The organism is Streptomyces sp. AF1A (assembly GCF_047340315.1).
Taxonomy (GTDB): domain Bacteria; phylum Actinomycetota; class Actinomycetes; order Streptomycetales; family Streptomycetaceae; genus Streptomyces.
In genome coordinates, this window is sequence record NZ_JBLEBI010000058.1 from 1 (window position 1) to 12,471 (window position 12,471).

Annotated in this window: 12 protein-coding genes; 8 read left to right on the top strand and 4 right to left on the bottom strand. The window is 72.1% G+C overall.

Going from position 1 to position 12,471, the window contains the following annotated elements; all coding sequences use genetic code 11:
• Window positions 1–46: 46 nt before the first annotated feature.
• From xseA to ACLU3S_RS17885, 3 genes are all read left to right on the top strand, one after another.
• Window positions 47–1,255: an exodeoxyribonuclease VII large subunit gene (gene xseA / locus ACLU3S_RS17875; RefSeq protein WP_413952873.1), complete on the top strand. Its 1,209-nt coding sequence runs from the start codon at window positions 47–49 to the stop codon at window positions 1,253–1,255.
• Entirely contained in the window at window positions 1,252–1,476 is a 225-nt protein-coding gene (locus ACLU3S_RS17880) for an exodeoxyribonuclease VII small subunit (protein ID WP_067120176.1), read from the top strand. Before xseA ends, ACLU3S_RS17880 begins: the two co-directional genes overlap by 4 nt.
• A 138-nt stretch (window positions 1,477–1,614) precedes the next feature.
• Window positions 1,615–2,205: a malonic semialdehyde reductase gene (locus ACLU3S_RS17885; protein WP_413952874.1), complete on the top strand. Its 591-nt coding sequence runs from the start codon at window positions 1,615–1,617 to the stop codon at window positions 2,203–2,205.
• Window positions 2,206–2,275: 70 nt separating this feature from the next.
• Here the strand turns inward: ACLU3S_RS17885 and ACLU3S_RS17890 are convergent, their stop codons facing one another.
• A complete protein-coding gene (locus ACLU3S_RS17890) occupies window positions 2,276–2,803 on the bottom strand; it encodes a DUF4245 domain-containing protein (protein WP_413952875.1) in 528 nt (175 codons plus the stop codon).
• A gap of 126 nt (window positions 2,804–2,929) precedes the next feature.
• Between ACLU3S_RS17890 and glpX the strand changes: the two genes are divergently transcribed.
• Window positions 2,930–3,964 carry a class II fructose-bisphosphatase gene (glpX, locus tag ACLU3S_RS17895; protein ID WP_413952876.1) on the top strand — a complete coding sequence of 345 codons (1,035 nt, stop codon included), beginning with the start codon at window positions 2,930–2,932 and terminating at the stop codon, window positions 3,962–3,964.
• Window positions 3,965–4,045: 81 nt separating this feature from the next.
• Here glpX and ACLU3S_RS17900 read toward each other — a convergent pair whose 3' ends face one another.
• Together ACLU3S_RS17900 and ACLU3S_RS17905 are read right to left on the bottom strand one after the other, a co-directional pair.
• Window positions 4,046–4,423: a WhiB family transcriptional regulator gene (locus tag ACLU3S_RS17900; RefSeq protein WP_413952877.1), complete on the bottom strand. Its 378-nt coding sequence runs from the start codon at window positions 4,421–4,423 to the stop codon at window positions 4,046–4,048.
• 174 nt (window positions 4,424–4,597) lie between these two features.
• Window positions 4,598–5,332, bottom strand: coding sequence for a DUF1707 SHOCT-like domain-containing protein (locus ACLU3S_RS17905; RefSeq protein ID WP_413952878.1), 735 nt, complete (start codon window positions 5,330–5,332; stop codon window positions 4,598–4,600).
• Between the two features lie 177 nt (window positions 5,333–5,509).
• Between ACLU3S_RS17905 and ACLU3S_RS17910 the strand changes: the two genes are divergently transcribed.
• On the top strand, window positions 5,510–7,180 hold the full coding sequence (locus tag ACLU3S_RS17910) for a fumarate hydratase (protein WP_413952879.1): 1,671 nt from the start codon (window positions 5,510–5,512) through the stop codon (window positions 7,178–7,180).
• Window positions 7,181–7,285: 105 nt separating this feature from the next.
• Here ACLU3S_RS17910 and ACLU3S_RS17915 read toward each other — a convergent pair whose 3' ends face one another.
• Entirely contained in the window at window positions 7,286–7,663 is a 378-nt protein-coding gene (locus ACLU3S_RS17915) for a hypothetical protein (protein ID WP_413952880.1), read from the bottom strand.
• Window positions 7,664–7,875: 212 nt separating this feature from the next.
• On the opposite strand from ACLU3S_RS17915, the gene ACLU3S_RS17920 reads away from it, so the two are divergent.
• The 3 genes from ACLU3S_RS17920 to ACLU3S_RS17930 all read left to right on the top strand — a co-directional run bounded on the left by ACLU3S_RS17920 (window position 7,876) and on the right by ACLU3S_RS17930 (window position 12,425).
• Window positions 7,876–9,261, top strand: coding sequence for a class II fumarate hydratase (locus tag ACLU3S_RS17920; protein ID WP_413952881.1), 1,386 nt, complete (start codon window positions 7,876–7,878; stop codon window positions 9,259–9,261).
• A gap of 84 nt (window positions 9,262–9,345) precedes the next feature.
• Window positions 9,346–10,035 carry a DUF402 domain-containing protein gene (locus ACLU3S_RS17925; protein ID WP_413952882.1) on the top strand — a complete coding sequence of 230 codons (690 nt, stop codon included), beginning with the start codon at window positions 9,346–9,348 and terminating at the stop codon, window positions 10,033–10,035.
• A gap of 296 nt (window positions 10,036–10,331) precedes the next feature.
• The gene (locus ACLU3S_RS17930) at window positions 10,332–12,425 is read left to right on the top strand and encodes a SpoIIE family protein phosphatase (protein ID WP_413952883.1); all 2,094 of its coding nucleotides are present in this window, start codon (window positions 10,332–10,334) and stop codon (window positions 12,423–12,425) included.
• Window positions 12,426–12,471: the final 46 nt, after the last annotated feature.

Sequence of the window (12,471 nt, forward strand, 5' to 3'; positions counted from 1 at the left end):
CGGCGCGTCGGACCCGCTGTCGGAGGCGACCGTTACGCTCGGGCGCATGGCTGTGAACACGACCCCTGAGGCCCCCCTGCCCGTCGGTGAGGTCTCCCGGCTGATCGGGGGCTGGATCGACCGGCTCGGGGCGGTGTGGGTCGAGGGACAGATCACGCAGTTGTCGCGGCGGCCCGGCGCGGGGGTCGTATTCCTGACGTTGCGGGATCCGTCGTACGACATCTCGGTGAGCGTGACCTGCTACCGGCAGGTGTTCGACGCCGTGGCCGACGTGGTCGGGGAGGGCGCCCGCGTCGTCGTCCTGGCGAAGCCGGAGTGGTACGCCCCGCGCGGCCAGCTCTCCCTGCGCGCCGCCGAGATAAGGCCCGTCGGCGTCGGCGAGCTGCTGGCGCGGCTGGAGCAGCTGAAGAAGGCGCTCGCGGCGGAGGGGCTGTTCGCGGCGGAGCGGAAGAAGCCGCTGCCGTTCCTGCCGCAGTTGATCGGGCTGGTCTGCGGGCGGGCCTCGGCGGCGGAGCGGGACGTGCTGGAGAACGCCCGGCACCGCTGGCCGGCCGTCCGCTTCGAGGTGCGCAACGTCGCCGTGCAGGGCGTGCACGCGGTCCCGCAGGTCGTGCAGGCGGTCAAGGAGCTGGACGAGCTCGAGGACGTGGACGTGATCATCGTCGCGCGCGGTGGCGGCAGCGTGGAGGACCTGCTGCCGTTCTCCGACGAGCAGTTGGTGCGCGCGGTGGCGCAGTGCCGTACGCCCGTCGTGTCCGCGATCGGCCACGAGCCGGACAATCCGCTGCTGGACCACGTCGCCGACCTGCGCGCCTCCACGCCGACCGACGCGGCGAAGAAGGTCGTGCCGGACGTGGGCGAGGAGTTCGAGCGGGTGCGGATGCTGCGCGACCGCGCCCGGCGCTGCGTGCGCGCGTCCGTGGAGCGCGAGGAGCGGGGGCTGGCGCACGCGCTGGCCCGGCCGTGCATGGAGGATCCGCACCGGATGGTGGACGAGCGCGCCGACCATGTGGCCTCGCTGGTCGACCGGAGCCGGCGCACGCTCGGGCATCTGCTCGACCGCGCGGACTCGGAGCTGACGCACACGCACGCGCGTGTGGTGGCGCTGTCCCCCGCGGCCACGCTGAAGCGCGGCTACGCGGTGCTGCAGCGGGCGGACGGGCACGTGGTGCGCGGCCCGGCCGAGGTGACGGAGGGCGAGGCGCTGCGGGCGCGCGTCGCCGACGGTGAATTCACGGTGAAGGTGGGCGAATGACCGGCAAGGTGGACGAGGCGCTGTCGTACGAGCAGGCGCGGGACGAGCTGATCGAGGTCGTACGGCGCCTGGAGGCGGGTGGTACGACGCTGGAGGAGTCCCTGGCGCTGTGGGAGCGCGGTGAGGAGCTGGCCAAGGTGTGCCGGCGCTGGCTGGAGGGAGCGCGGGCCCGGCTGGACGCCGCGCTGGCCGAGGAGGCCGAGGAGGAGGACGCCGAGTGAGGACGCGCCGGCTGTGAGGCGGGCCACCACGCCCCGACTGTAGTTGAAGGTTGAACTTAAGCGGCGTAGGGTCTGGTTCCGTCAGCCGATCCGGACCGCGGTCCGGTATTTCGGAGCGCCACTCAGAAAGTCCGAGCCATGTCTCTCGTTCTCGACCCCGCCGCCCAGGACCTGCTGTTCCGCGAGGCCCGCACCGCGAACACCTTCACCGACGAGCCGGTCACCGACGAGCAGGTCCAGGCGATCTACGACCTGGTCAAGTACGGCCCGACCTCCATGAACCAGTCGCCGCTGCGCGTCACGCTGGTCCGCTCCCCCGAGGCCCGCGAGCGCCTCGTGCAGCACATGGCCGAGGGCAACCAGCCGAAGACCGCCTCCGCCCCGCTGGTCGCGATCCTCTCCGCGGACAACGAGTTCCACGAGGAGCTGCCGGAGCTCTTCCCGCACTTCCCGCAGGCCAAGGACCTCTTCTTCGGCGAGCGCTCGGCGCGCGAGGGCAGCGCCGCCCTGAACGCCACCCTCCAGGCCGCGTACTTCATCATCGGTATCCGTGCCGCGGGCCTCGCCGCCGGCCCGATGACCGGGTTCGACGCCGCCGGCGTCCAGAAGGAGTTCCTGGACGACGACCACACCCCGCTGATCGTGGTCAACATCGGCAAGCCGGGCCCGGACGCCTGGTTCCCGCGCTCTCCGCGCCTGGCCTACGAGGACGTCGTCACGACCGTCTGAGCGGCCTCGCACGGATCCGCACAGCAGAAGACCCCCGGCACCGCCGGGGGTCTTCTCGCATGCCGGGAGGTCACCGCATCGTCAGCGCCGCCGCCATCTTCGTCAGCTCGGCGAAGGACGCCGTGCCGGCCACCACCGTCGTGGAGCCGGGCGTGTCCTCCAGGACGAGGGCGTCGTAGCGGCCGCCGGTGTAGCGGGTCCAGGTGCGGCCGTCGATCCGCTCGGTCCGCCTGGTCGCCGAGGCGCCCTGGCTGGCCTGGTCGATGAAGCCGGCCCGCTTCTGCACGGACTGCTCGATCTGCACGTACTGGGAGTCCGGCGTCTGGAAACCCAGGTGCCAGCGGTCGCCGTCCTCGCCCTGGAAGCGTACGGAGGTCGCCTTCCAGGTGCTCGGCAGGCCCTCGGGCGCCGCCACCGGGTAGCTCGCCGCCCGGCGGGCGGTGTCCAGCTCGACCTGGTAGTCGACCCGCTGGAGGTCGGGGGCGTGATCGTCGTGCGGGATGCCGATGAAGTAGATGGCCACCGCCGCGATGCCGATCAGGACCAGGGAGAGGACCATGTCCCTGGTGGTCTTCTGCTTGCCGTTCGAACCTGCCACGCCCTCTATCGTCGCAGGTGCCCCAAGCGCTCATCCGTGGGGTCCCCTGCTCATTTTGTCTGCTCAACGATAGAGTCGGGGGCACACCCTCATCCGGCCGTCGTCGTATCAGAAAGGTGCGCTCCGATGACCGAAAATCATCATCTGCCGTCCGAGCTCGATGTTCCCGCCGAGGCTCCCGACCGCAATCTCGCCCTGGAACTCGTCCGGGTGACCGAAGCCGCGGCGATGGCCGCGGGGCGCTGGGTGGGGCGCGGCGACAAGAACGGCGCCGACGGTGCCGCCGTGCGCGCGATGCGGTCCCTCGTCTCCACCGTGTCGATGAACGGTGTCGTCGTCATCGGCGAGGGCGAGAAGGACGAGGCCCCGATGCTCTTCAACGGGGAGCACGTGGGCGACGGAACCGGCCCGGAGGTCGACATCGCCGTCGACCCGATCGACGGCACCACGCTGACCGCCAAGGGCATGCCGAACGCGATCGCCGTCCTGGCCGCCGCCGAGCGCGGCGCCATGTTCGACCCGTCCGCCGTGTTCTACATGGACAAGCTGGTCACCGGCCCCGAGGCGGCGGAGTTCGTCGACATCGACGCGCCCGTGGCCGTCAACATCAAGCGCATCGCCAAGGCCAAGAGGTCCGCGCCGGAGGACGTCACCGTCGTCATCCTCGACCGGCCCCGGCACGAGAACCTGATCAGGGAGGTCCGCGAGGCCGGCGCGCGCATCAAGCTCATCTCCGACGGCGATGTCGCCGGCTCCATCTACGCGCTGCGCGAAGGCACGGGCGTCGACCTGCTGCTGGGCATCGGCGGCACACCGGAGGGCATCATCTCGGCCTGCGCCGTGAAGTGCCTGGGCGGCACGATCCAGGGCAAGCTGTGGCCCAAGGACGACGAGGAGCGGCAGCGGGCCATCGACGCCGGGCACGATCTGGACCGGGTGCTCACCACCGACGACCTGGTGTCGGGCGAGAACGTCTTCTTCGTCGCGACCGGCATCACGGACGGCGAGCTGCTGCGCGGGGTCCGGTACCGGTCGGAGACCGCGCTGACCGAGTCGATCGTGATGCGGTCGAAGTCCGGGACCGTGCGCAAGATCGACTCCGAGCACCGGCTGAGGAAGCTGCGGGCCTACAGCGCGATCGACTTCGACCGCGCCAAGTAGCCGCCGGGGCCGGTGGCGCCGCAGCCCCGCCCCCACACGAAGAGGCGCCCCCTGTGCGGAGGGGGCGCCCGGGTTCGCCGACTAGCCGGCTATGCGGTTCTCCGCCGCCGCCCGCGCCGTCTTCTTCAGCTCCAGCTCCCGGCGGCGGCGCCGGGCCAGGACCACGCGGCGCTCCGCCGCGGTCAGACCGCCCCACACGCCATACGGCTCGGGCTGGAGCAGGGCGTGCTCGCGGCACTCGACCATGACCGGACAGCGGGCACACACCCGCTTGGCCGCCTCCTCGCGGGACAGCCGGGCGGCGGTCGGCTCCTTCGACGGGGCGAAGAACAGGCCCGCCTCGTCCCGCCGGCACACCGCCTCGGTGTGCCAGGGCGCGTCCTGGTCCCTGTCTCGCGCTGGCACCCGCTGGGCCGGAACGGCAGCTACCTGCAGGGACGAATGCGGCGGTTGCAGCACGGTCTACTCCTGACGACGGCTTCGCGAGCGAGAGACGATGCAGCAAGGCCTACCCGCTGTGCGCGCGCCTATGCACTGCGTCCCCAACAGCGGGCGCGCGGCGGCTCGTTCACGCCCCCGGACCTGCGCCGCGGGCGGACCGGACCCTTCCGTTCACCGGCGGATTCGCGACCGTCAACGGTCCAGGTGTTTGCGCAGCTTCCGGTCGACCTTGTCCTGGACGCGCTCCAGTTTCCGGTCCACCTTGCTCTGCACCCGCTCCAGGATGTCCGCGACCCGCTTGCCCCGCTTGGGGTGCGCCTCCACGTTCCCCAGCACGGCCCATCCGTCCACGTACACGACCGGGGCGTCGGTCTCGACCGAGTCCAGCGTGTCCACCTCGAAGTTGCCGAGGACGCCGCCGCCGGTGCCGCGCAGCGACACGTTCTCCGGGACGCGGATCTGGATGTCGCCGAAGACCGAGACGGCCTTGATGACGACCTGCTGGTACTCGAAGATCGCCTCGCTGAGGTCGATCTCCACGCTGCCGAAGACCGAGAACGCGTGCAGCCGGCGTCCGGCGCGCCAGCGGCCCCGGCGCGAGGCGCTGCTGAAGACGGCCACCACGTTGGCGTCGGCCTCCGCCGGGATCGCGCCCGGCGTGGGGCGGGAGGGGACCGGCGTGTAGGCCGGGGCGGCGGCGTGCTGGTGGGCGGCGGGCAGGTCCCGGATGAAGACCTCCAGCTCCCCCACCGTCTTGGCGTTGAGCACGCCGTCCACGCGCTCGGCGTGCTCGTCGGCGGTCAGCCGGCCCTCGGCGAGGGCCTCGCGCAGGATGTCGGCGACCCGGTCGCGGTCGGCGTCCGAGGCGCGCAGTTCGGTGACGCGCGGTGCGGCGTCCTGGGTTCGGGCGGGCTTCTGAAGGTCCACGGCAGCAGCGTACCGAAACGCGATAGATCGCGACTAGGGGGCGGGTGAAAGCGGTGCCCAGAGCCCGCGCGGCGACTGAGCCTTACCTCACAGGTTCGCCGTCGGCGGCAGGTTCTACGCTGGTGAGGCCCGTCGGTGTTGACGGGCGCCGTCCGTCAGAGTGAGGAATGGGCTGAGATGCCTGAGTTCGCGTACACCGATCTGCTCCCTGTGGGAGAGGACACCACCCCCTACCGACTGGTGACGTCCCAGGGCGTCTCCACGGTCGAGGGGCCCGACGGGCGGACCTTCCTCAAGGTGGAGCCGGAGGCACTGCGCGAGCTGGCCGCGGAGGCCATCCACGACATCCAGCACTACCTGCGCCCGGCCCACCTCGCCCAGCTGCGCCGCATCATCGACGACCCCGAGGCGTCCGGCAACGACAAGTTCGTCGCGCTGGACCTGCTGAAGAACGCCAACATCGCGGCGGCGGGCGTGCTGCCGATGTGCCAGGACACCGGCACGGCGATCGTCATGGGCAAGCGCGGGCAGAACGTGCTGACGGCCGGCGAGGACGAGAAGCACCTCTCGCACGGCATCCACGACGCCTACACCAAGCTGAACCTGCGGTACTCGCAGATGGCTCCGCTCACCATGTGGGAGGAGAAGAACACCGGCTCCAACCTGCCGGCGCAGATCGAGCTGTACGCCACGGACGGCGGCGCCTACAAGTTCCTGTTCATGGCGAAGGGCGGCGGCAGCGCCAACAAGTCGTTCCTCTACCAGGAGACGAAGGCCGTCCTGAACGAGGCCTCCATGATGAAGTTCCTGGAGGAGAAGATCCGCTCGCTGGGCACGGCCGCCTGCCCGCCGTACCACCTGGCGATCGTCGTCGGCGGCACGAGCGCCGAGTACGCGCTGAAGACCGCGAAGTACGCCTCCGCGCACTACCTGGACAACATGCCCACCGAGGGCTCGCCGCTCGGCCACGGCTTCCGGGACAAGGAGCTGGAGGAGAAGGTCTTCGAGCTGACCCAGAGGATCGGCATCGGCGCGCAGTTCGGCGGCAAGTACTTCTGCCACGACGTCCGCGTGGTCCGCCTGCCCCGGCACGGCGCGTCCTGCCCCGTCGCCATCGCCGTCTCCTGCTCCGCCGACCGCCAGGCGCTGGCGAAGATCACCCCCGAGGGCGTCTTCCTGGAGCAGCTGGAGACCGACCCGGCGCGGTTCCTGCCGGAGACGACGGACGAGCACCTCGACGAGTCCGGCGACGTCGTCAGGATCGACCTCAACCAGCCGATGGACACGATCCTCGCCGAGCTGACCAAGTACCCGGTCAAGACCCGCCTGTCGCTGACCGGCCCGCTGGTCGTCGCCCGCGACATCGCGCACGCGAAGATCAAGGAGCGGCTGGACGCGGGCGAGGAGATGCCGCAGTACCTGAAGGACCACCCGGTGTACTACGCGGGCCCGGCGAAGACCCCCGAGGGCTACGCCTCCGGCTCCTTCGGCCCGACGACGGCCGGCCGCATGGACTCCTACGTGGAGCAGTTCCAGGCGGCGGGCGGCTCCAAGGTGATGCTCGCCAAGGGCAACCGCAGCAAGCAGGTCACGGACGCGTGCGCGGCGCACGGCGGCTTCTACCTCGGCTCCATCGGCGGCCCGGCCGCCCGTCTCGCCCAGGACTGCATCAAGAAGGTCGAGGTCCTGGAGTACGAGGAGCTGGGCATGGAGGCCGTCTGGAAGATCGAGGTCGAGGACTTCCCGGCGTTCGTCGTCGTCGACGACAAGGGCAACGACTTCTTCCAGGACCCGGCCCCGCAGCCGACGTTCACGTCGATTCCGGTCCGGGGCCCGGGCCTGGCGTAGGGCCGGCCGGGACCCGCGGGGTCCCGGACCGGGCCTGCCGGCGGACGGCGAGACCCTCCCGGTGCCCGGGGGCGCGGCGACCGCGTCCCCGGGCACCGGTGCGGGTCAGTCGGGCACGCAGCCGAACCAGTGCACCGAGTCGCCCTGGGGGAGGTAACCCATGCACCGGACGGTGGCGTCGTGCACGGTCGCCTTCCGGTCGACCCCGCCGTCCAGATACTCCGTCTTGTAGTAGGTCTCCTCCAGGGTGTCGATCTCGACCCTGGCCCAGCTGCGCCGGTCGTCCGGCAGAGTGCCGCAGCGACGGGCGATCACGTCGGTGCCGGGCCTGCCGGTCCACATGCCCCGTTCGCCGCGGTCGCAGTGCCCTCGGTGGCTGTCGCCGTCGGCGCCGGCGGTGCCGGCGCCCGCGCCGAGCAGTACTGCCGCGCCCATGACCACCGCCGTGCCGGTGCCGAGCATGCGCTTCACAGTTATGTTCATCGATCCGTCCTCCTGCGGGCCGTGGTGACGGTCCGGAGTCGCCATGTCACCTTGGGCCGATCATCACCTCATCCGGCGCGTCCCGCCCGGCGGCCGACGGCCCGGTCCCCCGACCCGGTGACGTGAGTGGGGCCAATGCAGCAGGCCGCGGTCTGGCCCCCGGACGGCGCAGCCGGCGGAACATCCGCACCGCCCGGACCGCTGTACCCGGCATGAGCGAATACCGCATCGAGCACGACTCCATGGGCGAGGTCCGGGTCCCGACCCACGCCAAGTGGCGGGCGCAGACACAGCGCGCCGTCGAGAACTTCCCCGTCTCCGGCCGGCGCCTGGAGCGCGCGCACATCGAGGCGCTCGCCCGGATCAAGGCGGCCGCGGCGAAGGTCAACGCCGAACTCGGGGTGCTGGACAAGGACGTCGCGCAGGCGATCCAGGAGGCGGCCGGGGAGGTCGCCGAGGGCATGTGGGACGAGCACTTCCCGGTGGACGTGTTCCAGACGGGTTCGGGGACGTCGTCCAACATGAACACCAACGAGGTGGTCGCCACCCTCGCCAGTGAGCGGCTCGGCCGGGACGTGCACCCGAACGACCACGTCAACGCCTCGCAGTCGTCCAACGACGTCTTCCCGTCCTCGATCCACATCGCCGCCACGGCCGCGGTCACGCACGACCTGATCCCGGCGCTGGAACATCTCGCCTCCTCGTTGCAGCGCAAGTCCGAGGAGTTCGCCGACGTCGTCAAGTCCGGGCGGACGCACCTGATGGACGCGACGCCGGTGACGCTCGGGCAGGAGTTCGGCGGATACGCGGCCCAGGTGCGGTACGGGGTCGAGCGGCTGCGCGCCTCGCTGCCCCGGCTGGCCGAACTGCCGCTCGGCGGCACCGCGGTCGGGACCGGGATCAACACGCCGCCCGGCTTCTCCGCCGCCGTCATCGAGGAGGTCGGCCGGGTCACGGGGCTGCCGCTCACCGAGGCCCGCGACCACTTCGAGGCGCAGGGCGCCCGGGACGGGATCGTGGAGACCAGCGGGCAGCTCAGGACCATCGCGGTCGGACTGACGAAGATCGCCAACGACCTGCGGTGGATGTCCTCGGGGCCGCGCACCGGGCTCGCCGAGATCCGGCTGCCGGATCTGCAGCCGGGGTCGTCCATCATGCCGGGGAAGGTCAACCCGGTCGTGCCCGAGGCCGTGCTGATGGTCGCCGCCCAGGTGATCGGGAACGACGCCACCATCGCGACCGCCGGCGCCGCCGGGAACTTCGAGCTGAACGTCATGCTCCCGGTCATCGCGAAGAACGTCCTGGAATCGATCCGGCTGCTCGCCAACGTCTCGCGGCTGCTCGCCGACCGGACCGTCGACGGCATCACCGCCGACCGCGAACGCGCCCGCGAGTACGCCGAGTCGTCGCCGTCCGTGGTGACCCCGCTGAACAAGTACATCGGGTACGAGGAGGCCGCGAAGGTCGCCAAGAGGTCCCTCGCGGAACGCAAGACGATCCGCCAGGTCGTGCTGGAGAGCGGGTACGTCGAGCGCGGCGACCTGACCCTGGAGCAGCTCGACGAGGCGCTCGACGTCCTGCGGATGACGCACCCGTAACGGCGGGTGAACGTTTCCGGCCACCGCTCCCCGACCGTGACGGGCGCCGCAGCATCGTGTGCCCGCGGCACCTAATATCTGTGCATGACGGACGACGGAGCGGTGGGACGGGTGGCGGCGGGACCTGCGACGTACTGGGCGCCGGGCACCCGGATCCTGTGGCGCTACCGGGAGAACGCCGGCGAGCGCTTCCACATCGTGCGGCCCGTCACCGTCGTACGCGACGACGCCGACCTGCTCGCGGTGTGGCTGGCGCCCGGCACCGAGTGCGTGCGGCCGGTCCTGGCCGACGGCACGCCGGTGCATCTGGAGCCGCTGGAGTCCCGGTACACCAAGCCGCGCACGGTGCGGCGGGACCGCTGGTTCGGCACCGGCGTGCTGAAGCTGGCCCAGCCCGGCCGGCCCTGGTCGGTGTGGCTGTTCTGGGAACCGGGCTGGCGGTTCAAGAACTGGTACGTCAACCTGGAGGAGCCGCTGGTCCGCTGGACGGGCGGGGTGGACTCCGAGGACCACTTCCTGGACATCTCCGTGCACCCCGACCGCAGTTGGCACTGGCGGGACGAGGACGAGTTCGCGCAGGCCCAGCGGGACGGGCTGATGGACGCCTCGACCGCCGAGCGGGTCCGGGCGGCGGGGCGGGCCGCGGTGGACGTGATCCGCGCCTGGGGACCGCCGTTCACGGACGGCTGGCAGCACTGGCGCCCGGATCCGTCCTGGGCGGTACCGTCACTCCCCGAGGACTGGGACCGTACGCCCGCGCACGTGTCCTCATGAGACCCTTGATGCGCCCCCGGGCAAGAAACGTAGGATCGTCCTCCGCAAGGGCGTTGAGAAGCGACAACTACCGGGGCTTGCGCCGGGCTTGACCGATCGTCACCGAGGGGCGGCCAGAACGTGAACGAGGGGTATCAGGGCGGCACCGCCGGCCGCACAGGCCACGCCGGTGGCACAGGAGCAACCTCTGACCACGCGGAGAATCCGTTCCTGGGGCACGCATTGCGGGTATCGGGACTTCTGCGGGACCCACTGCGCGCCGAACGCGCAGCCCCGGACGGATGGATGCGACACGCGTGACGGAGCAGCCCACCTCCTTCGAGCGCCCCCAGCCGGGCGCCGACCCCGCGGAGGGCCGCGGGGCACTCGTGCGTACCCCGACGTCACCCGGCACACCGGCCTTACCCGTGCAGACGCGGGCCGACGGGACGCCCGCCCGGGCGGGCACGGCCACGCCCCGCGGCAGGGGAAAGGACGGCAAGGGGAAGGAGCCCCCAGTCAACGGTCCCGAGCACTCCCAGCCCATCGCCGAACCCGGCGCCGCCCATCGCCCGCGCCCCGCGCCGGAGGCCATCCCCCCGCAGCCCGGTGCCGAGCAGGAGCGGGCCCCGGGCGGAAAGGACCGCCGTACCGGGCGGGGACTGCCGCCGGGGCGGCCGATGCCGATGCGGCGCGACGGGGACCGGCTGCGGTTCGTGGGCGCGGCCACCCGGCGGATCGCCCGCGGCCTGGACCTGGACGAGATCGTGATGGGTCTGTGCCGGGCCACCGTGCCGACGTTCTCGGACGCCATCCTGGTCTATCTGCGCGATCCGCTGCCGGTCGGCGACGAGCGGCCCACCGGTCCGGTGGTGCTGCGGCTGCGCCGCACCGACCGGATCCCGGAGGAGCGGGACACCGAGGGGGTGCTGCTGCCGCCGGCCTTCGAGCCGGAGCCGGAGCAGAGCGTGCTGGCGGAGCTGTCGTCGCAGACGACCGAGCTGTGCGAGGTGCGGCCCGGCGGCGCGCTGAACGAGGTGCTGCGCGGGGTGCGGCCGGTGTTCGCGGACGCGCCCGCCGCCCGCTCCGCGCTGCCCGAGCTGCTCGGCGCGTGCGCCGAGGCGCTCGTGCCCTCCGGGCAGCACGCGATCCTCGCGCCGCTGCGCGGCCGGCGCCGGGTGATCGGCGCGGCCCTGTTCCTGCGCCGCCCGGAGCGTCCGGCGTTCGAGGCGGACGACCTGCTGGTGGCCGCGCAGCTGGCCACGCACAGCGCGCTCGGCATCGACAAGGCGGTGCTGTACGGCCGGGAGGCCTACATCGCCGACGAGCTGCAGCGCACCATGCTGCCCGAGACCCTGCCCCGCCCGACCGGAGTCCGCCTGGCCAGCCGCTACCTGCCGGCCGCGGAGACCGCGCGGGTCGGCGGCGACTGGTACGACGCGATCCCGCTGCCCGGCAGCCGGGTCGCGCTGGTGGTCGGCGACGTCATGGGCCACTCCATGACCTCGGCGGCGATCATGGGCCAGCTGCGCACCACCGCGCAGACCCTGGCCGGGCTCGACCTGCCTCCGCAGGAGGTGCTGCACCACCTGGACGAGCAGGCGCAGCGCCTGGGCACCGACCGGATGGCGACCTGCCTGTACGCCGTCTACGACCCGGTCACGCACCGGATCACGATCGCCAACGCGGGCCATCCGCCGCCCGTGCTGCTGCACCTGGGCGGCCGGGCGGAGGTACTCCGGGTGCCGCCGGGCGCGCCGATCGGTGTCGGCGGGGTGGACTTCGAGGCGGTCGAGCTGGACGCGCCCGCCGGGGCCACGCTGCTGCTGTACACGGACGGCCTGGTGGAGTCCCGGCTGCGGGACGTGTGGACCGGCATAGAGCAGCTGCGCGAACGGCTCGCCGCCACCGCGCAGTTGACCGGCCCGGACCATCCGCCGCCCCTGGAGGCGCTGTGCGACGAGGTCCTGGACATGCTCGGCCCCGGCGACCGGGACGACGACATCGCGCTGCTGGCGGCCCGCTTCGACGGGATCGCACCGAGCGATGTCGCCTACTGGACGCTGGAGCCGGAGGACTCCGCTCCTGGCCAGGCCCGCCGGCTGGCCCGGCGGGCGCTGGCCCGCTGGGACCTGGAGGAGCTGACGGACTCGGTGGAGCTGCTGGTCAGCGAGGTCGTGACGAACGCCGTACGGTACGCGTCCCGGCCGGTGACCCTGCGGCTGCTGCGCACGCACGTGCTGCGCTGCGAGGTCGGTGACGACGTGCCGCAACTGCCGCGCCTGCGCCAGGCCCGGGCCACGGACGAGGGCGGGCGCGGCCTGTACCTGGTCAACAGGCTGGCCCGGCGCTGGGGTGCGACCCGGCTGAGCACCGGCAAGGTGGTGTGGTTCGAGCTGAACCGGGGGTGATCACCCCGTGGATGCGCCGAGGGCGCCCGGCGATGTGCCGGGCGCC